The sequence below is a fragment of the Streptomyces sp. NPDC049541 genome (assembly GCF_044465725.1).
In the GTDB taxonomy this organism is placed as follows: Bacteria; Actinomycetota; Actinomycetes; order Streptomycetales; family Streptomycetaceae; genus Streptomyces.
In genome coordinates, this window is the sequence record NZ_JBITLY010000009.1 from 254,945 (window position 1) to 277,432 (window position 22,488).

Here is a 22,488-nt window from a genome sequence, read left to right on the forward strand (position 1 = left end):
CGAAAAACCTCTCGCGGGTGCGAGAGGTCTGCGCGCGGGTCGAGGACGACGGTGTCCACCCGTACCTGGTCGTACGTGGCGGTCACTGCGGACCGGCGCGCCTGCTGCCAATAATCATGGCGAACGAGAGCACGGGGGCAGTCTGGCACAACCCGCCCCCGCGCTCACCCTCCGTCTCAGGATGCGAGCACTGTGCTGATCACGGCAGGCGTCGTACGAAACCGTCGTAGAAGCCGTTGGTGTCGCCCGCGACGAGCTGGCTCGACTCGCTGCCGAGGCCGATGCGGTGGGCGCCCGCGCTCACCGAGTAGACGGCGACGGACCGGTCCGTGACGGGTCCGCCGGTGACGGACTCGCTGACCAGGCGGGTGGAGCCGGTGCGCAGGTCGCGGAGGTAGACGTTGGCGGGCCCGGGGCGGCCGTCCGCGAGTCGCGGCTGTGCCTCATAGGTCACATAGCGACCGTCCGGGCTGAGCACGGGCTGGCTGATCCCGTCCTCCTCCGCGGGGCCGGCCTTGACCCGCCGGGTGACGTCCTTGCGCAGGTCGCGGACGTAGACGGTGGAGCCGGTGCCGGGGTCCTCGCCCGGGACGAGTTCCTCGTCGCCCCAGTAGGAGAAGGCGATGGTGCGGCCGTCCGCGGAGAGCGAGGCGGGCAGCGCGTACCGCTGGGCCGGGGTGCCGTCCGGTTTGACGTTGACCTGTTCCTCGGTGCCGGTGCGGCGGTCGTGCACCCAGGTGCGGCCGTAGGAGCTGCGCGGCACCAGCTGGGTGTACGCCACATAGCGGCCGTTGTCGCTCAGCCCCTGCAGCAGGGAGGGATTGTCCGGGCGGTCCCGGTTGCTGATCCGCTCCACGGTGCCGGTGCGGCGGTCCAGGAGGTACACGAGTCCGAAGATGTCGCGGGGGTTCGTCTCCATCCGGTCGGCCTTGGCGTTGAATGCGATGTAGCGGGCGTCCGGTGTCATCGTGGCGTTGGCGGTGAACGCGGAACCCCCGTCGAGGGCGACGCTGATGCGCTCGGTGCGGCCGGTGCGGCGGTCGTGCAGATAGACGTCCTGGGCCGCCTCGTTGGTGGGCGGGTTGTCCCAGTGGACCAGGTTCCTGGCGTTGGAGCTGAACAGCACGTACCGGCCGTCGGCGCTGATGGCCCGCGCCTGAGAATCGCCGCCGGCCGCCTGGGTGCCGTCCGAAGCGACATCGACCCGCTCGACCGTCCCCTTGCGCAGGTCGCGCACGAAGACGTCCCCGCTGCGGTTGGTGTCGCCCGGCACCAGATTGGAGGCGTATGCCGTGAAGAGCGCGAAGCGGCCGTCCGCGCTGAACTGCGGTCCGTACGCGTTGTCGTCGGCCTGCTGCCCCGTGGCCGACAGCGTGACCCGCTCGGTCCCCGGCCTGTGCGCCGCTGCCCCGGACGACGACGTCGCCGTCAACGCGACCATGGCACCCGCAACCACCGCGACGGACATCCCACGCATGGCTCTGAGCACGATTCCCCCTGTGTTCCCCGTGTGACGCTTGTCCCCCCGGCCCTGCGCCAAGGGCTCCCTTGGAGACAAACGCATCACGCGGGACAGCGTCAATCCCCCGAATTGAGTACAACCCGGGCACCGGGTCAGACGTCCGCGAGGAGGCTCTCGTCCAGGAACTCCCTTACGTGGCCGAGAACTTGCGCCCGGTCCGTCCCCCGCAGCCCGATCGCCACGTGGATGGAGAAGCCGTCGAGCAAGGCCCGCAGCCGGGTGGCGAAACGGTCCGGATCGACCCGGCGGAACTCCCCCCGCGACACCCCCTCCGCGACCAGTGCCACCAGGTCACGGTGCCAGACGCCCTCGATGGCGGCCTGCCGGTCGCGGGCGTCCTCGTCGGCGTTCTGCGAGCGGTTCCAGACCTCCAGCCAGAGGGTCCAGTGCGGGTCGCGGTGGCCGTCGGGGACGTACAGGTCGACGTAGGCGTCGAGCCGCTCGCGGGCCGTGCCGCCGCGCGCCAGCAGCCGTCCCCGCGCGGCGCCCAGCCGGCCCTCGCTCCACTCCAGGGCCTGCAGCAGCAGCTCGTCCTTGGTGCGGAAGTAGTAGAGGAGATGCCCGCTGCTCATGCCGACCTCACGGCCGAGCGCCGCCATGGTGAGCTTCTCCAGACCGCGCTCGGCGATCATCTCCATCGCAGCCGCCAGGACGTCCTCGCGGGGCGGGGCGGGGGTGCGGCGCCGGGTGGTCACGGGGCCGCCTCGGCGGCGCAGATCAGCACGTTCACCCGTATGTTCTACCTGACGGTCCTGCCCCGCGGGCCGTCAGCGGACCTTCGGCTGCTGCTGGGTGATGCAGTGGATCCCGCCGCCGCCCGCGAAGATCGTCCGGGCGTCCACGAGGGTCACCGTCCGCTCCGGGAAGAGCCGCCGGAAGATCCCGGCGGCGATCTCGTCGCGCGGGTCGTCGAAGCCGCAGAGCACGACTCCGCCGTTGCAGAGGTAGTGGTTGATGTAGGAGTAGTCGGCCCAGTGGCCGTCGGCCTCCAGCACGGTGGGCGCCGGGACCTCGACGACCTCCAGGCTCCGGCCCCGCGCGTCCCTCTGCGCCCTCAGCAGCCCGATGACCTCCTTCGTCACCTCGTGGTCCGGGTGCGCCGGGTCCGGCTGGGAGTGCGCGACCACGACACCGGGGCGTGCGAACGCGGCGACGATGTCGACATGGCCGAGGGTGCCGAAGCCGTGCGGGGGGTAGTCGCCGGTGAGGCCGCGGGGCAGCCAGATCGCCTTGCGGGTGCCGAGCTGGGCGTGGATCTCCGCCTCGACCTGCTCCTTCGTCCAGCCCGGGTTGCGCTCGGAGCCGAGCTGCACCGTCTGCGTGAGCAGGACCGTCCCCTCGCCGTCGACGTGGATCGCGCCGCCCTCGTTGACCAGCTTCGAGGCGTACGTCCTCGCGCCCGCGAGGTCCGAGACATAGGCGGCGATCTTCGCGTCGTGCTCCCAGCGGGCCCAGCCCTGGGCGCCCCAGCCGTTGAACGTCCAGTCCACCGCGGCGAGTTCACGCCCGTTCGTGAGGAACGTCGGGCCGATGTCCCGCATCCACGCGTCGTCCAGCTCGCGCTCGACCGTGTCGACGTCCGGGCCCAGCAGCGCCCGCGCCTGCGCCGACTGCCCCGGCCCGCACACCACCGTCACCGGCTCGAAGCGGCGGACCGCACGGGCGACCGCGGCCCAGGCGGCGCGGGAGGCGGCGAGGTCCTCCGGGTCCTCGAAGGTCGCGTTGGGTCCCGGCCACGCCATCCAGGTGCGCTCGTGCGGGGCCCATTCGGCGGGCATGCGGAAGCCGTCGGCGGCAGCAGACATCGAGGGTCCTTGTCGGAGGAAGTGTCAGAGGAAGTAGAGGCGGTTGAGGGAGACGGAGTCGGCCGGCTGCGAGCGGATCGGCTCTCCGTCGAGGGTGACCAGACCGGTCCGCTGGTCGACGTCCACCGCTCCGGTACGGGAGTTGAGCCGCAGATCGGCCGGTCCGATGCCGCGAGTACCGCGCACGGCGACCCTTCTGCGCCGGGTCGGCATGGTGTCGTTGCCCTGGTCCAGGGCAGCCTGGGCGACGAAGGCGACGGAGATCTCGGCGGGTGTCGCACCGTGCGCCCCGAACTGCGGCCCGAGGACGAGGGGTTCGCAGGTGTCGGTGGCCGCGTTCGGGTCGCCGACGACGCCGTAGGCCGGAAAACCCGACTTGAGGACGAGCTGCGGCTTCGCCCCGAAGTACTCCGCCCGCCACAGCACGATGTCGGCCAGCTTGCCGACCTCGATCGATCCGACCTCGTGCGAGAGGCCGTGCGCGATGGCCGGGTTGATGGTCAGCTTGGCCATGTAGCGCAGGACGCGCTCGTTGTCGTGCTCGTCCGGGGCGCCGAACTCGGCCTTCATCTTCCCGGCCATGGCGAAGGTACGGCGGACGGTCTCGCCGGCCCGCCCCATGCCCTGCGCGTCGGACGAGGTGATGCCGATCGCGCCGAGATCGTGCAGCACGTCCTCGGCGCCCATGGTCCCGGCACGGATGCGGTCACGGGCCATGGCGGCGTCGCCCGGCAGGTCCGTCTTCAGGTCGTGGACGGAGACGATCATGCCGTAGTGCTCTGCGACGGCGTCCCGCCCGAAGGGGAGGGTGGGGTTGGTGGAGGAGCCGATGACGTTCGGGACACCCGCCATCTTCAGGACGTTGGGGACGTGCCCGCCGCCGCACCCCTCGATGTGGAAGGCATGGATGGTCCGCCCCTCCAGCACCCGCAGGGTGTCCTCCACCGACAGGCACTCGTTCAACCCGTCGCTGTGCAGGGCCACTTGGACGTCGTGCTCCTCGGCGACGCGCAAGGCCGTGTCCAGGGCGCGCGTGTGGGCGCCCATGTCCTCGTGCACCTTGAAGCCGCTCGCGCCGCCCTCGGCCAACGCCTCCACCAGGGGCGCGGAGTGCGAGGACGAACCGCGCCCCAGGAAGCCGATGTTGACCGGCCAGGCGTCGAAGGCGTTGAACGCGTGCCGCAGCGCCCAGGGCGAGTTGACGCCGACCCCCCACACGGGCCCGAACTCCTGCCCGATGATCGTGGTCACGCCGGACGCCAGCGAGGCCTCCATGATCCGCGGCGAGAGCAGATGGACGTGGGTGTCGACGGCACCGGCGGTGGCGATGAGCCCCTCACCCGACACGATCGAGGTGCCCGTGCCGACGACGACGTCGACCCCGTCGAGGGTGTCGGGGTTCCCGGCCCGCCCGATGGAGCAGATCCGCCCCTCCCGGATGCCGATCGACACCTTACGGATCCCCTGCACGGCATCGATCACCACCACATTGCTGATCACGACGTCACAGGTCTCCCGGACGGCCGCCGCCTTGAGGTGCAGGCCGTCGCGGGCGGTCTTGCCGAAGCCGGCGAGGAACTCGTCGCCGTACCGCTGGGAGTCGGACTCCACGCGGACGGTCAGCCCGGAGTCCCCGAGCCGGATGCGGTCGCCGGCGCGGGGCCCATGGGTGGCGGCATAGGCACGAGGGTCGATGCTCGGGCGGTGGTCGTTGCTCATCGTTCTGCTCCCAGATATCCGCAGGCGGCGGCCCTGCGCAGGGCCTCTTCCTTCGCCCCCGGCGCGTCCAGCGCCCCGTCGACGAGCCCCGCGAACCCGATCGCGACCCGCTCGCCCCCGATCGGCACCAGCCCGACCTCGACGCTCTCCCCCGGCCCGAACCGCACCGACGACCCGGCGGGCACGGCGAGCCGCATCCCGTAGGCCTGTTCCCGTGCGAAGTCGAGGCGCGGGTTGGCCTCGAAGAAGTGGAAGTGGGAGGTGACGGAGACGGGCACGGTGGCGGTGTTGGTCACCGTCAGCCGCACGGCCGCCGCGGGCTCGGCATGCTCAGGCCCGGGCAGCAGCGCGCCCGGTGCCTGCTCCCCCAGCCCGCCCCCGCCGATCGGATCGCTCACCACCGCGAGCCGCGAACCGTCGTCGAAGACGGCCTCCACATGCACCTCGGTGACGACGTCCGCGACACCGGGCAGCACATCGGCCGGGCCGAGGACCGACCGGGCGCGCTCGATGGCCTCGGCGAGGCGGGCGCCGTCGCGGGCGGCCTCACAGACGGTGTCCGCTATCAGCGCGGTGGCCTCGGGCACGTTGAGCCGAAGGCCCCTGGCCCGCCGGGCCCGGGCCAGCTCGGCGGCCCCGAAGAGCAGCAGCCGGTCGCGTTCGGTCGGTGTCAGCCGCATGTCCATCCCTCCATTTAGAGCGACACTCTAAACAGAACAGGCCTTAGAGGGAAGGTCTTGACGGCCACAGCGTCTCGGGTCACATTGAGTGTCGCTCTAACCAACCGAAAGGGCCGCCATGCCGATCTCGATGGAACAGCGCGGAGTGGACACCATCCCCGACGAGGAACGCACCAGCGGGCCCCGCGACCTCGTCTCGATCCTGCTGGGCTCCAACCTCTGTCTGGGCGTGATCATCTTCGGCTGGCTGCCGCCGTCGTTCGGCCTGGACTGGTGGTCGTCGCTGAGCTCGATCGTGGTCGGCACGGTGGCGGGGACGGCCCTGACGGCACCCCTGGCGCTGATCTCCCTGCGCACCGCGACGAACCTCTCGACCTCCTCCGGCGCCCAGTTCGGCGTGCGCGGACGGCTGGTCGGCTCGGTGGTAGGTCTGCTCCTCGCCCTCGGCTACACGGCGCTGACCGTGTGGATCGGCGGGGACGTGATGGTGGGCGTGCTGCGCCGGCTGTTCGGCCTGCCGGTGGACGGAGTGGCGTACGCCCTGGTCTACGCGGTCCTCGCCGGCGCGACGGTCGCCGGCGCCGTGTACGGCTACCGGATGCTGCTGGCCATGTCCCGGGTCCTGGCGATCGGCATGACGGCGCTGCTGGCGCTGGGCGTCCTCGCCTACGCCCCGCACTTCACCACCTCGGCGATCCCGGAGACCGGTGGCTATCTGCTCGGCGGCTACTGGCCGACCTGGTTCCTGGCGACGGTGGCCGCGGGCCTGTCCGGCCCGATCGCCTTCATCACCCTGCTCGGCGACTACACCCGTTACATCTCCCCGGCCCGCCACTCCTCCCGCCGGGTCCTGCACGCGACCTGGCTCGGCCTGATCCTGGGCCTGCTGGTCCCCCAGCTCTTCGGCACCTTCACGGCGTACGCGGCACACGCGGCGGCGGACTACGCGGGCCCGCTGGTGACGGCGTCCCCCGCCTGGTACCTGATCCCGCTGCTGCTCTCCGCCTCCGCGGGCTCGGTCGGCAACGCGGGTCTGATGCTGTACTCCATGGGCCTCGACCTGGACGCCATCCTGCCGCGGGCGTCCCGCGCCCGAGCCACCTACACCGTCGCGATCGTCGCCACGGCCTGCGTCTTCATCGGCCACTACACCTGGAACGCCCAGTCGGCGATGACGTCCTTCGTGCTGCTCCTGACGGCCATCGGCACCCCGTGGGCGGTCATCACCCTCATCGGCTTCGTGCGCTGCCGCGGGGTGTACGACGCCGACGCCCTGCAGGTCTTCAACCGCCGCGCCCGGGGCGGGATCTACTGGTACCGGGCGGGCTGGAACGTGTGGGCGACGGTGTCCTGGGCGGTGGGCGCCGGGTTCGGCCTGCTGGCGGTGTCACTGCCGTCGTACGAGGGCCCACTGCTGTCGCTGACGGGCGGGGTGGACTGCAGCTTCGTGCTGTCGGGCCTCGTGGGCGGCGTGACGTATGTGTTGTTGCAGCTGCGGGTGCTTTCTCAGCCCGGGTCGGCCACCCCAGCCCGTCCGGCGTTTGAGGACGAGGCCGTCCAGGCCGAAACGGGGGGCCTGGGGGGCGCAGCCCCCCAGTAGGGCGCAACACCCCCCGCACAAAACCCCGCTCAGCCCTCAGCCGAGCACGTGCATCCAGCCGTGCTTGTCCGCCGCGGTCCCGCGCTGAATGTTCAGCAATGCCTCACGAAGGCGGAGCGTCACCTCGCCCGGCTCGCCTCCCGCCTGCTGCCACTCGGCGCTCGCGCGCTTGACGGTGCCGACCGGGGTGATCACGGCGGCGGTACCGCAGGCGAAGACCTCGGTCAGCGTGCCGTTCTCGGCGTCGCGCTGCCACTGGTCGATGGAGATGCGGCCCTCCTCGGACTCGTAGCCGAGGTCGCGGGCGACGGTCAGCAGCGAGTCACGGGTGACGCCCTCCAGGATGGAGCCGGTCAGCGAGGGGGTGACGATCTTGTCGCCGTACACGAAGTACAGGTTCATGCCGCCGAGTTCCTCGACCCACTTGTGCTCGACCGCGTCGAGGTAGCAGACCTGGTCGCAGCCCTTGGCGGCGGCCTCGGCCTGGGCGAGCAGGGAGGCCGCGTAGTTGCCGCCCGTCTTCGCGTCTCCCATGCCGCCGGGGACGGCGCGGACGCGGTCCTCGGAGAGCCAGATGGAGACCGGCTTGACGCCGCCGGGGAAGTAGGCGCCGGCCGGCGAGGCGATGACCAGGAAGAGGTACTCGTTGGCGGGCTTCACGCCCAGGCCGACCTCGGTCGCGATCATGAACGGGCGCAGGTAGAGGGACTCCTCGCCGCCGTGCGCGGGCACCCATGCCTTGTCCTGCTGGACGAGGACGTCACAGGCCTCGATGAACGTCTCGACCGGAAGTTCGGGCATGCCGAGGCGGTGCGCGGAGCGCTGGAAGCGGCGGGCGTTCATCTCGGGGCGGAAGGTGGCGACCGAGCCGTCCGGGCGGCGGTAGGCCTTGAGGCCCTCGAAGATCTCCTGCGCGTAGTGCAGGACCATCGTCGCCGGGTCGAGGGAGAGCGGGGCGTACGGGACGAGCTGGCCGTCGTGCCAGCCGCGGCCCTCGGTCCACTTGATCGTCACCATGTGGTCGGTGAAGTGGCGGCCGAACCCGGGGTTCGCCAGGATCGCCTCGCGCTCCGCGTCGGAGAGTGGCGAGGCCGAGGGCTTGAGCTCGATCGTGGGCGTCGTCATGAGTGGTTGTCCTTCACCGGTTGTGTGTGACGGGCCGCGCTCACGTCCGTACGGCCGGTGGCCAGTGCTGGGACGTCCGAGCATTCCCTCAATCCGCGGCTCCGCGTTCGATTATCGCAAGGCGGGGACCGTGGAAGAAACGGCGTGAAATGCAGCCCAGGGATGATGGTGGCACCCGGCGGGGACACAGCGGAAGCCGCCGGGTGCTGATGCGACCCGGCGGCTTCGAAAGGCTTTCGAGAGGCGGCGGGTCAGCCGGCTACTCGTACGGCCAGCGCGTCGCCGATCTCCGACGTGGAGCGGGCGGGCTTGCCGGTGCGCTCGGCGAGGTCGGCGGAGACCGCCTCGTCGATACGGGCGGCCTCGGCCTCGTAGCCGAGGTGGCGCAGGAGCAGCGCGACGGACAGGACGGTGGCGGAGGGGTCGGCCTTGCCCTGGCCCGCGATGTCGGGCGCCGAGCCGTGCACGGGCTCGAACATCGAGGGGAACTCGCCGGACGGGTTGATGTTCCCGCTCGCGGCGACGCCGATGCCGCCGGAGACGGCCGCGGCGAGGTCGGTGATGATGTCGCCGAAGAGGTTGTCGGTGACGATCACGTCGAACCGGCCCGGGTCGGTGACCAGGTAGATGGTCGCCGCGTCGACGTGGATGTAGTCGGTGGTGACCTCGGGGAACTCCGCGGCCACCTTGTTGAAGATGTTCGTCCACAGGTGGCCCGCGAAAGTCAGCACGTTGTTCTTGTGGACCAGCGTGAGCTTCTTGCGGGGGCGGGCCTGGGCGCGGGCGAAGGCGTCGCGGACCACGCGCTCGACACCGAAGGCCGTGTTCACGGAGACCTCGGTGGCGACCTCGTGCTCGGTGCCCTTGCGGATGGTGCCGCCGTTGCCGGTGTACGGGCCCTCGGTGCCCTCGCGGACCACGACGAAGTCGATGCTCGGCTCGCCGGCCAGCGGGGTGGCGACACCCGGCAGGAGCTTCGAGGGACGCAGGTTGACGTGGTGGTCGAAGGCGAAGCGGAGCTTGAGCAGGAAGCCGCGCTCCAGGACGCCGGAGGGGACGCTCGGGTCGCCGATGGCGCCGAGCAGAATGGCGTCGTGCTTCTTCAGCGCGTCGAGGTCGGCGTCGGTGAGGGTCTCACCGGTGGCGTGGTAGCGCTGGGCGCCGAAGTCGTACTCCTTGGTCTCCAGCTTCACATCCTGCGGAAGGACGGCGGAGAGGACCTTCAGACCTTCGGCCACGACCTCCTGGCCGATGCCGTCACCGGGAATCACTGCGAGATTGATGCTGCGAGACATGTCGGCACCCTACTCCGCGTCCCATGGAATGACATGTCATGTCCGCCATACGGACATGACAGTGACTTGGAGCGCCAACTGGTCGTCGCCCGTTCACCCGTATGTCTGGCGGGCGTTGGCCGTCGCTGGGAAGTTCCTTCCCATGACTGTGCCTTCCAGGGGGCTGCCCCCCGGACCCCCCGTACCCGACTTCGGCATCCCGCCGCAGCTCGCCAGCCGGATGAGCATGGCCGAGCAGCACGAGTACCTGCGTACGAAGCTGGTCCGGCGCCGCACGCTGGTGACCGCGGGAGCGGTGGCGGCGGGCGGGGTGCTGAGCGGCTGCGGTGGCGGATCGGGAGCACGGGGCACGAGGACCTCGGCGCCCGCGACCCCGACGGTGCACGGCTCGGTCGTCGCCCCCTTCGGCCGGCATCTCGCCTTCGGCGCCGACCCGAAGTCGCAGCTGCGGGTCTCCTGGCAGGTCCCGCTGGCCGTGCGGAAGCCGTACGTCCGTATCGGTCTGAAGCCCGAGGAGCTGAGCCGGAAGATCGAGGCCGAGGTCCGCGCTCTGCACACGCCGGGGGTGACGGGCGTGCGTCCGGCGCTGGAGCAGTACTACCTGCACGCGGCCCTGGACGGCCTGCGCCCCGGAACGACGTACTACTACGGCGTGGGCCACGAGGGCTTCGATCCGGCGGACGCCAAGCACCGCTCGACGATCGCCACCTTCCGCACGGCGCCGGCCGCCCCGGAGAAGTTCGTGTTCACGGCCTTCGGCGACCAGGGCGTCAGCCGGGCCGCGGCCGCCAACGACCACGTCGTCCTGCGCCAGAACCCCGCCTTCCATCTGCACGCGGGGGACATCTGCTACGCCGACACCAACGGCCGGGGCGAGAAGTCGGACGGCTACGACCCCGCGTTCTGGGACCTGTTCCTCAAGCAGAACGAGCCGGTGGCGAGGTCGGTGCCGTGGATGGTGACCACCGGCAACCACGACATGGAGGCCTGGTACTCACCGGAGGGCTACGGCGGCCAGCTGGCCCGCTTCTCCCTCCCGGACACCGGCTTCGACGCCCGCACGGCGCCCGGGGTGTACGCGTTCACGTACGGCAACGTCGGCTTCGTGGCGCTGGACGCGAACGACGTCTCGTACGAGATCCCCGCCAACTTCGGCTACAGCGGCGGCAGGCAGACGAAGTGGCTGGACGAGAAGCTGGCCGAGCTGCGGTCGGCGAAGGAGATCGACTTCCTCGTCGTCTTCTTCCACCACTGCGCCTACTCGACCTCCGCGCACGCCTCCGACGGCGGGGTACGGGCGGAATGGCTGCCGCTGTTCGCCCGGCACCAGGTGGATCTGGTGATCAACGGGCACAACCATGTGTACGAGCGGACGGACGCCATCAGGAACGGCGAGGTCGGCAGACCGGTCCCCATCGGTGCGTCCACCGACCCGACACGGGACGGGATCGTGTACGTCACGGCGGGCGGTGGCGGCCGTGATCTGTACGGCTTCCCGGCGGGCGTGCGGGAGAGCTACGAGGGACACGTCACGCACCACGACTCCGTCGGCACGTTCCAGTGGACGAAGTCGCAGGCCTCCACGGCGGAGACCGTGGAGTGGTCGCGGGTGCGCTACCGGGGCTTCTCCCTGCTCAGGGTGGAGGCGGACCGCGGTGCAAGGCCCAGCCTGAAGGTGTCGGCGCTCACGGACGGCGGCGAGCGCATCGATCACTTCGAGGTGCGGCGCGGCACATGAGTCCGCGCCGCACCTCATGCGGGTGCGGCTCCCGGCTCAGAGGTGATGCCCGGCTCAGTGGCCGGTCGAACCACCGTTGTCCCTGCGGTCCAGGGCGCGCTGGAGGGCGGCTGCGGCGTTCTTGCGGTCGGACTCGCTCGTACGGGAGATGTGACGGACTCGGCGGCGTGCGGTCGTCTCGGCCATGGGAAATCGACTCCTTCGACATCCGGGAGTGCGGAAAGGGGTTACGAGACGCCGGATGGGGCGGGGAGCGGTGCCGCAGGGGTTGCCTGCACGGGGCGCGCTCACGACCGCCATTCGCTTGGTCGAGCGAGACGTTCGGCTCCTACAAAAGTAAGGGAGCGGGCCCGGTCTGTCTCCACAATTACTCGGACTTCCTACTATCTGAGACGGTGGACTGGGTCACACCGCTCTGATCAGGAGTAATGTCGTTTTCTGCCGGACTCCAACCGAGGGAAGGGTGAGCTCATGCCCGACACGGTCAAGGCACTTCTCGAGGGCGGCCCACAGGATCTGCCCGCACGGATCGTCCCGGTCGACACCTCCGGATGGGACCTGAAGATCGAGCTCCGGAACGGCTACGAGCACTTCAGGGCGACCTCGCGTCACGCGAACACCCCGGAAGGCAGCCTGCCGGTGTACGAGTGGTGGGAGCGGACGGAGATGCCCGGCTAGGCCACCGCCGACCCGACCGCCTCCCGGAAGCCCTTCGGGTCGTCCGTCCACACCATGTGCCCCGCGTCCGGCAGGATCACCCGGCGGACGCGGGGCAGAGCACGTTCCAGGGAGTCCACGGCGGAACGGGGGCGGATGTCCTGGGCGCCGTCGAGGATCAGAACCGGCAGATCGAGGGCACGGCAGGCGTCGTAGAGCCCGGGAGTCCCCCAACTGCGCCCGCGTTCCTGGTTGAGGGCCTTGCCGCACGCGCGGTTGATCCCGAACCAGGGGTCGGCCATCCGTTCGGCACGCTCCAGCGCCCGCTCATGGTCCTGGAACTCGGCCGACCACTGCAGGACCGCCGACTCCCGGTCCTCGTCATCCGATCGCACCGGCCGGTCGCCCAACTCCCGCCAGCGGGCGAGGTGTTCGGGCTGCCGGCCGAGGCGGGTGAGGAGGTTGGCGAGGTAGGCGGGGTGCCAGTCGGAGTCAGGTCCGATGCCCGTGCCGGACACGTACACGAGCAGGCTCACCCGCTCCGGGTGCGCCAGGGCGTAGCTCAACGCGAGCTGAGCGCCCCACGAGTGGCCCAGCAGCCGCATCCGCTCCAACCCGAAGTGCCGCCGTACGGCGTCGAGATCGGCGACGAAGCGGTCGAGCGTCCAGGGGCCGGTGACCTCCCGCTCGGAACGGCCGCAGCCCCGCTGGTCCCAGCGGACCACCGGGGTCAGGTCGGCGAGCAGCTCCGCGAGGTCCTCGAAGTAGTCCCACAGGCCCGGACCGCCGTGGCAGAGCACCAGGGGGTCGCCGCTGCCCGACCGTGCGGCCCACAGGCGTACGCCGTCGTCGGCCTGCACGGTCGGGCTCTCGTTCCGCGTCACCGTCATGAGGGGCAGTCTGCCCGGTGACGGGTCAGCCCATGTGCGGGTAGGTGTAGTCGGTCGGCGGGACCAGCGTCTCCTTGATGGCGCGGGTCAGGGTCCAGCGCATCAGGTTCTGCGGGGCGCCGGCCTTGTCGTTGGTGCCGGAGGCGCGGCCGCCGCCGAAGGGCTGCTGGCCGACGACGGCGCCGGTCGACTTGTCGTTGATGTAGAAGTTGCCCGCCGCGTAGCGGAGCTTGTCCATCGTGTACGCGGCCGCCGCACGGTCGTTGGAGATGACCGAGCCGGTCAGCGCGTAGTCGGACACCGACTCCATCTGGGTCAGCATCTCCTCGTACGTGTCGTCCTCGTAGACGTACACGGCGAGGAACGGGCCGAAGTACTCGGTGCGGAACACCTCGTTCTCCGGGTCGCTGCACTCGACGACGGTCGGGCGGACGAACCAGCCCACCGAGTCGTCGTAGGAGCCGCCCGCGACGATCGTGCAGGCCGGGTCGGACTTGGCGCGGTCGATGGCGGCCTTGTTCTTGGCGAAGGACCGCTCGTCGATGACGGCGCCGATGAAGTTGGAGAGGTCCGTGACGTCCCCCATGGTCAGGTAGTCGACCTCGGCGGCGAACTCCTCCTTGAAGCCGGAGTTCCAGATGGACGCCGGGATGTAGGCGCGGGAGGTCGCGCTGCACTTCTGGCCCTGGTACTCGAAGGCACCGCGGGTCAGCGCCGTCTTCAGGACCGCGCGATCGGCGCTGGGGTGCGCGACCAGGAAGTCCTTGCCGCCGGTCTCGCCGACCAGGCGCGGGTAGGAGCGGTACTTCTCGATGTTGTTGCCGACCGTCTTCCACAGGTACTGGAAGGTCTTGGTCGACCCGGTGAAGTGGATGCCGGCCAGGTCGCGGTGCTCGAGCGCCACCTTGGAGACCTCGATGCCGTCACCGGTGACGAGGTTGATGACGCCCTTGGGCAGCCCGGCCTCCTCCAGCAGCTGCATCAGCAGGACGGCCGCGTGGGTCTGGGTCGGGGACGGCTTCCACACCACCACGTTGCCCATGAGCGCGGGGGCGGTGGGCAGGTTGCCCGCGATCGCGGTGAAGTTGAAGGGCGTGATCGCGTAGACGAAGCCCTCCAGCGGGCGGTGGTCCAGGCGGTTCCAGACGCCCGGGGAGTTGGCCGGGGGCTGCTCGGCCAGGAGCTGGCGGGCGTAGGCCACGTTGAAGCGCCAGAAGTCGACCAGCTCGCAGGGACAGTCGATCTCGGCCTGCTGGGCGGTCTTCGACTGGCCGAGCATGGTCGATGCGGCGAGCGTCTCGCGCCACGGCCCGGACAGCAGCTCCGCCGCACGCAGGATGATCGCGGCGCGGTCGTCGAAGGACATCGCACGCCAGGCGGGCGCGGCGGCGAGGGCCGCGTCGATGGCGTCCTGCGCGTCCTGCTGGGTGGCGTTGGCGTACGTGCCCAGGCGGGCCTTGTGGTTGTGCGGCTGCACGACGTCGAACCGCTCGCCGCCGCCCATCCGCTTCTCGCCGCCGATCGTCATCGGCAGGTCGACCGGGTTCTCGGCCAGCTCCTTCAGCTTGACCTCGAGCCGGGCGCGCTCGGGCGAGCCGGGGGCGTAGCCGTGCACCGGCTCGTTGACGGGGGTGGGGACCTGGGTCACAGCGTCCATGGGATCCGTAACTCCTTGATGTTGAGCGGGTGTTGCGAGCGGGGGTGCGGGCTCAGCCCTACTGATCGGTTCTCGGCGGTCAGCCTTTGCTGACCATCGACCGGAGGAAGAAGCGCAGGTTCGCCGGCTTCTCCGCGAGCCGCCTCATGAAGTAGCCGTACCAGTCGGTGCCGTAGGCGGTGTAGACACGCATGCGGTGGCCCTCGGCGGCGAGTCGGAGGTGTTCGTCGCTCCGGATGCCGTAGAGCATCTGGAACTCGTACTCGTCGGGCTTGCGCCCGGCCTTGCGGGCCAGCTCCTGGGCGATGGAGATCAGGCGCGGGTCGTGGGATCCGACCATCGGGTACCCCTCGCCCTCCATCAGGATCCTGAGGACCCGCACATACGCCTTGTCGATCTCCTGCTTCTGCTGGTACGCGACCTCGGCGGGCTCCTTGTACGCGCCCTTCACCAGCCGCACCCGGCTGCCGGCCGCGGCGAGGCGGCGGGCGTCGGCCTCGGTGCGGAACAGATAGGCCTGGATGACGCACCCGGTCTGCGGGAAGTCCTTCCGCAGCTCCTCGTGGATGGCGAACATCGAGTCGAGGGTGGTGTGGTCCTCGGCGTCGAGCGTGACCGTCGTACCGATCGCGGCGGCGGCCTCGACGACCGGCCGGACGTTGGCGAGGGCCAGCTCATGGCCGCCGGGCAGCGCCTGCCCGAACATCGACAGCTTCACGGACATCTCGACCCGCTCGCCGAGGCCCAGCTCGCTCAGCCGGTCGACCAGCCTCAGATAGGCGTCGCGGGCCGCGGCGGCCTGTGCGGGCGTGGTGATGTCCTCGCCGACGACGTCCATCGTCAGCTCCAGGCCACGGCCGGTGAGGTCCTTGATGATCGGCAGGATGTCGTCGACGGTCTCACCGGGGATGAAGCGGTCGACGACCTGCTTGGTCACCGGGGCCGCCGAGATCAGGCGTCGCATCCGGTCGCTGCGCGACGCGGCAAGAATCACGGGACCCAGCACGGGGCACCTCCACAAACCAGCAGATAGAACCACCGTGAAACCTAAGGATCCCTCCGATCCTCAGCCATCGACAGCTGTCACGCATCCGTGCCGCAGATCTCAGACAGATGTATGAAGCGGGCCCGGAAATGCGGGAGAATGCCCGAGTGACGTCCGAAGTCTTCAGCCACGCGGGTGACTACCAGGAGCTGGTCGACGAGATCTCCGGGCTCCTCGGGGTCCCCGCGACCCTGGAGAACCGGGACTTCGAGCTGATCGCCTTCGGTGCGTACGACAGTGAGGGCGACCTCGACGCCTCCGCGCTGGACCCGGTGCGCACCCGCTCGATCCTGACGCGGCGCTCCACGTCCGCGGTCCGTGCGTGGTTCGAGGGCTTCGGCATCACCCGGGCGACGGGCCCGGTCCGTATCCCGCCGACGCCCGAGGCGGGCGTGTACCGGGGACGCATCTGCCTTCCGGTACGCCATCGGGGTGTCGTCCTCGGCTATGTCTGGCTGCTGGACTCCGACCCGGGCCCGACCGAGCGGCAGCTGAGCGCGGCCATGGACGTGGCGGCCCGCATCGGCGCCCTGCTGGCGGACGAGGCGCAGCACGGCGCCGACCTCACCCGGGAGCTGCGGGCCGTGCTCACCGCCGAGCGCGGCTGGCCGCAGGACATGGCGGTGGCGGAACTGCGCACCGCGCTGGGTGCCCGTGCGGACGGCCTGCACACGGTGGTCTGCGTGACCCCCTGGCCGTCCGCCGACCCGGACGACGCCCCCTCCGTCCGTACGGTGCCGGCGGCGACGGCGCTGTGCACGGTGCCGTGGGGTGCGGCCTCCCACTCCCTCGCCCTGCTGGTACGGCTGCGCTCGGCGGACGTCCTGACGCCGGCCACCTCGGCGGCGGGGCGGCTGCTGGAGCGGGCGCGGCAGCTGGAGGGGGGCGGCGCGGCGGCGTGCGGCATCGCGGGCGCGCGCACCGGGCTCGCGGAGCTGGCGGCGGCCTGGCACGAGGCCCTGGCGGCGGCGCGGGCCGCGCTGGCGGAGCCCCGGCTCGGTCCGGTCGCCGAGTGGGCGCACATCGGCCCGTTCCGCCTGCTGACCGCGCTGCCACCGGAGGTCGCCCACGACCCTGCCGTACGCACCCTGTTGTCTCCGACCTACCGCGAACTCGCCCGTACCGCCGAGGTCTACCTCGACTGCGCGGGCCAGGCCGCCCGCACGGCCGCCGAGCTGGGCATCCACCGCCAGACCCTGTACTACCGCCTGTCCCGCGTGGAAAAACTGACGGGCCTGGACCTGGACGACGGCGAGGACCGGCTGCTGCTGCACATGGCGCTGAAGGGCGCAAGGCTGTAGCCGCCGCGCGCGACCGACCGGTTCTGCCGCGGCTGTCGGCCCTCGGGGCGAAGTCGTGCTGCGGGAAGACGGTGAACCCGGTCGGCGCCGGCACCGGCTCCTTCGAGCTCGTGTCCGTCGAGGGCACCTCCGCGGCCACCCTCGACCGCGTCGGCCTGGACCCGTCGTACGGTGAACGCCGGCCGCACGAACTCTCCGGGGGCCGGTGCCAACGCGCCGGATTCGCCCGGGCGTCGGCCTCCGACCCGCATCTGCTGGTCCTCGACGAACCCGTCTCCGCCCTGGCCCGGTCCGTCCGCGCCGGTGGGGCGGGTCAGCGCTTCGTGGCCCCGGCGATCACCTGGCGCAGCCCCTCGGTGAGCTGCTCCGCGGTGGGCGCGGTCTTCGGGTCGAAGCTCCACTGGGCGATGAGACCCGTCATGAGGGTCACGTAGAACATGCCGAGCGTGTCGGTGGTCTCGTCCGAGACGTCCTCCTCGCGCCCGCCCATGAGCATCGGCACGAACCCGCGTCCAGCCTCCCGCTGGGCCCGTGCCAAGTGGTCGCGCAGCTCCGGCATGTGGTCGCCCATGACCACGATCTCCATGCTGAGACGCCAGATCGAGCCCGGCGCCCGCATGGTGCCGATGACGTTCGACCACACCTCCTGGAACCGTTCGAGGGAACCGGGCTCGGCGCTCGTCGCGGCCCCGTCCCCCTCGAAGGCGTCCCCCATCCCCTCGACCAGCGACACATACGCCTGCGCCAGCAGTGCGTCCTTCGACCCGTAGTGGTAGCCGATCGAGGCCAGGTTGGTCCCCGACGCCTTGACGATGTCCCGCGCCGTCGTGCGCGCGAACCCCTTCTCCAGCAGGCAGCGCTTGGCGCCTTCGAGCAGATCCTCACGGTGTCCCATGCCCCCACCCTACCGCGATCCATACAACCGTCCTAGACGCATGACTTATACAATCGTTCTAGACATACGTTTAAGACGCCCGTACAGTCCCTGTCATGACGAACTCGACGAGCACCACAACCCCGCCCGGCCAACTGGCCGGCCGCCGCGAATGGACCGCAGTGGGCGTGCTGATGCTCCCGTTGCTGCTGGTCTCGATGGACGTCTCGGTCCTGTACTTCGCTATCCCGGCCATCAGTGCCGACCTGGAACCGAGCGGCACCCAACAGCTGTGGATCTTCGACATCTACGCCTTCGTCCTGGCCGGCCTGCTGATGACGATGGGCTCCCTGGGCGACCGCATCGGCCGCCGCAGGCTCCTCCTGTTCGGCGCTGCGGCCTTCGGCCTCGCGTCGCTCACCGCGGCCTACGCGAACAGCGCCGAGACCCTGATCGCGGCCCGCGCGGTCCTCGGCATCGGCGGTGCGACCCTGATGCCATCGACGATGGCGCTGATCCGCACGATGTTCACCGACCCGGGCCAGCGTGCGAAGGCGATCGGCCTGTGGTCCGGTGTGATGACGGCCGGCATCGCGCTCGGCTCGGTGCTGAGCGGTGTCCTCGTCCAGTACTTCTGGTGGGGCTCGGTCTTCCTGGTCAACCTGCCCGCGATGGCGCTGCTGCTGATCCTCGGTCCGTTCCTGCTGCCCGAGTCGCGCGACCCCTCCCCGGGCCGCTTCGACTGGCTGAGCGTGCCCCTGTCGATGGCCGCGGTGCTGCCCGTCATCTACGGCCTCAAGGAGATCCCCTCCGAGGGCTGGCACGTCCAGTACGTCGTCTCGATCACCGTCGGCCTGCTCTTCGCGACCGCCTTCGTCCACCGCCAGCGCACCGCGGCCTCACCGATGATCTCGCCGGCCCTGTTCCGCGGCCGCGGCTTCGCGCCCTCGGTCGTCCTCAACCTGATCGGCTCATTCGCCATCATGGGCTCGGCGTACTTCACCACGCAGTATCTGCAGTCGGTGCTCGACAAGAGCGCCATGGAGGCCGCCCTGTGGTCTCTGCTCCCCTCGGTGCCGATCGGCATGGCGGCCCCGATGGCGGCCTCCCTGGTCCAGAAGGGCGTCGAGCGCGCCCATGTGGTCACCGCGGGCTTCACCATCGGCGCGGCCGGCTACGCGCTCCTGGCCTTCGTGGGCACGGACTCCCTCTGGCTGGTCCTGGTCGCGTCCGGCGTCCTCGCCTCGGGAGTCGTCATGGTCATCTCCCAGATCACGGACCTGGCGCTGAGCAGCGCCCCGGTGGAACGGGCGGGCTCGGCCTCCTCCCTGATGGAGACCGGCGCGGAGTTCGGCGGCGCGCTCGGGATGGCGATCCTCGGCTCCATCGGTACGGCCCTCTACCGCCACGAGATCCCCGCCTCGGCCCCCGCTCCGGCCCACGAAACACTGGGCGGCGCACTGGCGGTGGCCGCTCGGCTCCCGGGGCGCGCGGGAGACGCCCTGGCGACCACGGCCCGCGAGGCGTTCACCAGCGGAATGCACGGCGCGGCGATCGCCGGGACGGTGGTTCTGGTGGGGGCGGCAGCGCTGGCGGCGAGGGCGCTGCGGGGGATCCGCGTCAGCGAGAAGTAGGGCGACGCGAAGGGGCCGAGCCGACTCACGTCGGCTCGGCCCCTTCGCGTGGTGATGTGTCAGACCAGGTTCACCGAGCGGGCGAACGTCGCGCCGATCTCCGCCTCGACCTCGACCAGCACCGCGGGGGGCACCGTGTCGTCGACGGTCAGTACGGCCAGCGCCTCGCCGCCGGCCACGGCACGCGAGACCTGCATACCGGCGATGTTGATCCCCGCCTCGCCGAAGATCCGGCCGACCGTGCCGACGACACCGGGACGATCCTCGTACCGCAGCACGACCATGTGGTCGGCAAGGGCGAGGTCGACGTCGTACTCGCCCACGGCCACGATCTTCTGCAGGTGCTTCGGACCGGCCAGGGTGCCCGAGACCGACACCTCGTCGCCGCCCGAGAGCGTGCCGCGCACGGTGACGACGTTGCGGTGGTCGGTCGCCTCGGAGCTGGTGGTCAGCCGCACCTCGACGCCGCGCTCCTGCGCGAACAGCGGGGCGTTGACGTACGATACCGTCTCGTCGACGACGTCCTCGAAGACACCCTTGAGGGCGGACAGCTCCAGCACCTTCACGTCGTGCTGGGTGATCTCGCCGTACACCTCCACGTCGAGGCGGACCGCGACCTCACCGGCGAGCGCGGTGAAGATCCGGCCGAGGCGCTCGGCGAGGGGCAGGCCCGGCTTGACGTCCTCGGCGATGACACCGCCCTGGACGTTCACCGCGTCCGGTACGAGCTCACCGGCGAGGGCGAGCCGCACCGAGCGGGCGACGGCGATACCGGCCTTCTCCTGCGCCTCGTCGGTGGAGGCACCGAGGTGCGGGGTGGCGACGACCTGGTCGAACTCGAACAGCGGGGAGTCCGTGCAGGGCTCCTTCGCGTACACGTCGAGACCGGCGCCCGCGACGCGCCCCTCCTTCAGCGCCGAGTACAGCGCCTCCTCGTCGACGATCCCGCCGCGCGCGGCGTTGACGATCCGCACGCTCGGCTTGACCTTGCGCAGCGCCTCGTCACCGATGAGGCCGACCGTCTCGGGGGTCTTGGGCAGGTGGACGGTGATGAAGTCGGAGACCTCGAGCAGCTCGTCCAGCGAGAGCACCTTGACGCCCATCTGCGCGGCGCGCGCGGGCTGGATGTACGGGTCGTAGGCGACGACCTTCATACCGAACCCGGACATGCGCTGGGCGACCAGCGCGCCGATCCGGCCGAGGCCGACGACACCGAGGGTCTTCTCGGCCAGCTCGACGCCCGTGTACTTGCTGCGCTTCCACTCGCCGTTCTTCAGCGCGGCGTTGGCCTGCGGGATGTGGCGGGCGGTGGCGACGATGAGACCGCAGGCCAGCTCGGCGGCGGTCACGATGTTCGAGGTGGGGGCGTTGACGACCATCACGCCTGCCTTGGTGGCGGCGGAGACGTCCACGTTGTCCAGGCCGACGCCGGCTCGTGCGACGACCTTCAGCTTGTTCGCGGCGGCGATCGCCTCGGCGTCCACCTTGGTGGCGGAGCGGATCAGGATCGCGTCGACGTCGGCGATGGCCGGGAGCAGTTCGGCTCGGTCCGCTCCGTTGCAGTGCCGGATCTCGAAGTCCGGGCCAAGCGCGTCCACAGTCGCGGGCGACAGCTCTTCAGCGATGAGTACGACGGGTTTCGAGCTCACGTGAGTCCTCACAAGTCCAATGCGGACGGCCGTCCCGACGGCCGCAGGCGGTGGAGGTTGGCTAGCCGCGTGGAAGACGCACGACGCTGTGGGCCTGACGCGTATGTAGTACGGCAGTGTAGTGGCGCCGCGACGATCGTCCTGCGCCTCTCCGGAAGGATCACCCGTCCGTGAGTGGACGGTCTGGACAACGGGCCGGAGCAGTCCGCTCCGGCCCCGCCGCCATGAGGCTTACGCCTCCTCGTCGACCCAGCTCATCAGCTTGCGCAGCTGCTTGCCGGTGGTCTCCAGCAGGTGCTCGGAGTCGGCCGTCTTGTACTCGTTGTACTTCTTCAGACCGCCGTGGTACTCGGCCATCCACTCACGGGCGAAGGTGCCGTCCTGGATCTCGGCGAGGACCTTCTTCATCTCGGCCTTGGTGGCGTCGGTGATGATCCGCGGGCCGGTGACGTAGTCGCCCCACTCGGCGGTCTCGGAAATCGACCAGCGCATCTTCTCCAGGCCGCCCTCGTACATGAGGTCCACGATCAGCTTCAGCTCGTGCAGGCACTCGAAGTACGCGATCTCCGGCTGGTAGCCCGCCTCGGTCAGCGTCTCGAAACCGGCCTTCACCAGCGCGGCCGTACCACCACAGAGAACCGCCTGCTCACCGAAGAGGTCGGTCTCGGTCTCCTCGGTGAAGGTGGTCTTGATGACGCCGGCACGGGTGCCGCCGATGCCCTTGGCGTACGACAGCGCGAGCGCGAAGGCGTTGCCGGTCGCGTCCTGCTCGACGGCCGCGATGCACGGAACGCCGCGGCCCTCCTCGTACTGACGGCGCACCAGGTGACCCGGGCCCTTGGGGGCGACCATGCAGACGTCCACGTTGGCCGGGGGCTTGATGAAGTCGAAGCGGATGTTCAGGCCGTGGCCGAAGAACAGCGCGTCGCCGTCCTTGAGGTTGTCCTTGATGGACTCCTCGTAGACCTGGGCCTGGATCGGGTCCGGAACCAGGATCATGATGACGTCGGCCTCGGCGGCGGCCTCGGACGGCGTCACCACGCGCAGGCCCTGCTCCTCGGCCTTCGCCTTGGACTTGGAGCCCTCGTGCAGCCCGACACGGACGTCGACACCCGAGTCACGGAGCGACAGCGCGTGGGCGTGGCCCTGGCTGCCGTAACCGATGACCGCGACCTTGCGGCCCTGGATGATGGACAGGTCGGCGTCGGCGTCGTAGAACAGCTCGGCCACTTTGGGTTCTCTCCTTGAGTGCAGATGTTGCGTCCCACCGTATGACGGCGGGCGGAAGTGAAGTCTC

General features: G+C 70.4%; 19 protein-coding genes and 1 pseudogene. 6 read left to right on the forward strand and 14 right to left on the reverse strand.

The features are described 5' to 3' along the window. Positions 1–199: 199 nt before the first annotated feature. The 5 genes from ACIBW9_RS31160 to ureA form a co-directional block, all read right to left on the reverse strand. Positions 200–1,477: a TolB family protein gene (locus tag ACIBW9_RS31160; protein ID WP_398960361.1), complete on the reverse strand. Its 1,278-nt coding sequence runs from the start codon at positions 1,475–1,477 to the stop codon at positions 200–202. A 137-nt stretch (positions 1,478–1,614) separates the two neighbouring features. Beyond that, entirely contained in the window at positions 1,615–2,160 is a 546-nt protein-coding gene (locus ACIBW9_RS31165) for a TetR/AcrR family transcriptional regulator (protein ID WP_398960469.1), read from the reverse strand. A gap of 129 nt (positions 2,161–2,289) precedes the next feature. Further along, positions 2,290–3,327 (reverse strand): agmatine/peptidylarginine deiminase, encoded by a 1,038-nt coding sequence (locus tag ACIBW9_RS31170; RefSeq protein ID WP_398960362.1) that lies wholly within the window; start codon positions 3,325–3,327, stop codon positions 2,290–2,292. A gap of 24 nt (positions 3,328–3,351) precedes the next feature. Next, positions 3,352–5,046, reverse strand: a complete 1,695-nt coding sequence (locus tag ACIBW9_RS31175; protein WP_398960363.1) for an urease subunit alpha — start codon at positions 5,044–5,046, stop codon at positions 3,352–3,354. Next, a complete protein-coding gene (gene ureA, locus ACIBW9_RS31180; protein WP_398960364.1) occupies positions 5,043–5,726 on the reverse strand; it encodes an urease subunit gamma in 684 nt (227 codons plus the stop codon). Before ureA ends, ACIBW9_RS31175 begins: the two co-directional genes overlap by 4 nt. A 118-nt stretch (positions 5,727–5,844) precedes the next feature. Here ureA and ACIBW9_RS31185 point away from each other — a divergent pair, with 118 nt between their 5' ends. Continuing rightward, positions 5,845–7,326 carry a cytosine permease gene (locus tag ACIBW9_RS31185; protein ID WP_398960365.1) on the forward strand — a complete coding sequence of 494 codons (1,482 nt, stop codon included), beginning with the start codon at positions 5,845–5,847 and terminating at the stop codon, positions 7,324–7,326. Positions 7,327–7,362: 36 nt separating this feature from the next. On the opposite strand, the gene ACIBW9_RS31190 is transcribed toward ACIBW9_RS31185, so the two are convergent. Further along, positions 7,363–8,451 carry a branched-chain amino acid aminotransferase gene (locus ACIBW9_RS31190; protein ID WP_398960366.1) on the reverse strand — a complete coding sequence of 363 codons (1,089 nt, stop codon included), beginning with the start codon at positions 8,449–8,451 and terminating at the stop codon, positions 7,363–7,365. Positions 8,452–8,702: 251 nt separating this feature from the next. After that, on the reverse strand, positions 8,703–9,746 hold the full coding sequence (locus tag ACIBW9_RS31195) for a 3-isopropylmalate dehydrogenase (RefSeq protein WP_398960367.1): 1,044 nt from the start codon (positions 9,744–9,746) through the stop codon (positions 8,703–8,705). Between the two features lie 142 nt (positions 9,747–9,888). Between ACIBW9_RS31195 and ACIBW9_RS31200 the strand changes: the two genes are divergently transcribed. Continuing rightward, complete coding sequence (locus tag ACIBW9_RS31200; RefSeq protein ID WP_398960368.1) at positions 9,889–11,484, forward strand: purple acid phosphatase family protein; 1,596 nt, start codon at positions 9,889–9,891, stop codon at positions 11,482–11,484. Positions 11,485–11,538: 54 nt separating this feature from the next. Here the strand turns inward: ACIBW9_RS31200 and ACIBW9_RS31205 are convergent, their stop codons facing one another. Continuing rightward, entirely contained in the window at positions 11,539–11,670 is a 132-nt protein-coding gene (locus tag ACIBW9_RS31205) for a hypothetical protein (RefSeq protein WP_107056436.1), read from the reverse strand. A gap of 285 nt (positions 11,671–11,955) precedes the next feature. Here ACIBW9_RS31205 and ACIBW9_RS31210 point away from each other — a divergent pair, with 285 nt between their 5' ends. Beyond that, positions 11,956–12,162, forward strand: a complete 207-nt coding sequence (locus ACIBW9_RS31210) for a DUF5988 family protein (protein WP_398960369.1) — start codon at positions 11,956–11,958, stop codon at positions 12,160–12,162. Here ACIBW9_RS31210 and ACIBW9_RS31215 read toward each other — a convergent pair. The 3 genes from ACIBW9_RS31215 to ACIBW9_RS31225 all read right to left on the reverse strand — a co-directional run bounded on the left by ACIBW9_RS31215 (position 12,159) and on the right by ACIBW9_RS31225 (position 15,694). Next, complete coding sequence (locus ACIBW9_RS31215) at positions 12,159–13,031, reverse strand: alpha/beta fold hydrolase (RefSeq protein ID WP_398960370.1); 873 nt, start codon at positions 13,029–13,031, stop codon at positions 12,159–12,161. The genes ACIBW9_RS31210 and ACIBW9_RS31215 overlap by 4 nt on opposite strands. A gap of 25 nt (positions 13,032–13,056) precedes the next feature. After that, on the reverse strand, positions 13,057–14,688 hold the full coding sequence (pruA, locus tag ACIBW9_RS31220) for an L-glutamate gamma-semialdehyde dehydrogenase (protein ID WP_398960371.1): 1,632 nt from the start codon (positions 14,686–14,688) through the stop codon (positions 13,057–13,059). Between the two features lie 79 nt (positions 14,689–14,767). After that, on the reverse strand, positions 14,768–15,694 hold the full coding sequence (locus ACIBW9_RS31225) for a proline dehydrogenase family protein (RefSeq protein WP_398960372.1): 927 nt from the start codon (positions 15,692–15,694) through the stop codon (positions 14,768–14,770). 128 nt (positions 15,695–15,822) lie between these two features. Between ACIBW9_RS31225 and ACIBW9_RS31230 the strand changes: the two genes are divergently transcribed. Further along, on the forward strand, positions 15,823–17,034 hold the full coding sequence (locus ACIBW9_RS31230; protein WP_398960373.1) for a PucR family transcriptional regulator: 1,212 nt from the start codon (positions 15,823–15,825) through the stop codon (positions 17,032–17,034). A gap of 131 nt (positions 17,035–17,165) precedes the next feature. Beyond that, a pseudogene (locus ACIBW9_RS31235) lies at positions 17,166–17,339 on the forward strand (ATP-binding cassette domain-containing protein); the annotation flags it as partial. 8 nt (positions 17,340–17,347) lie between these two features. Here ACIBW9_RS31235 and ACIBW9_RS31240 read toward each other — a convergent pair. Then, positions 17,348–17,929: a TetR/AcrR family transcriptional regulator gene (locus ACIBW9_RS31240; protein ID WP_398960374.1), complete on the reverse strand. Its 582-nt coding sequence runs from the start codon at positions 17,927–17,929 to the stop codon at positions 17,348–17,350. 95 nt (positions 17,930–18,024) lie between these two features. On the opposite strand from ACIBW9_RS31240, the gene ACIBW9_RS31245 reads away from it, so the two are divergent. Continuing rightward, complete coding sequence (locus tag ACIBW9_RS31245) at positions 18,025–19,542, forward strand: MFS transporter (RefSeq protein WP_398960375.1); 1,518 nt, start codon at positions 18,025–18,027, stop codon at positions 19,540–19,542. Positions 19,543–19,601: 59 nt separating this feature from the next. On the opposite strand, the gene serA is transcribed toward ACIBW9_RS31245, so the two are convergent. Beyond that, positions 19,602–21,191 carry a phosphoglycerate dehydrogenase gene (gene serA, locus ACIBW9_RS31250; protein ID WP_365844103.1) on the reverse strand — a complete coding sequence of 530 codons (1,590 nt, stop codon included), beginning with the start codon at positions 21,189–21,191 and terminating at the stop codon, positions 19,602–19,604. Positions 21,192–21,422: 231 nt separating this feature from the next. Continuing rightward, positions 21,423–22,421 (reverse strand): ketol-acid reductoisomerase, encoded by a 999-nt coding sequence (ilvC, locus tag ACIBW9_RS31255; RefSeq protein WP_030942878.1) that lies wholly within the window; start codon positions 22,419–22,421, stop codon positions 21,423–21,425. Positions 22,422–22,488 lie beyond the last annotated feature (67 nt).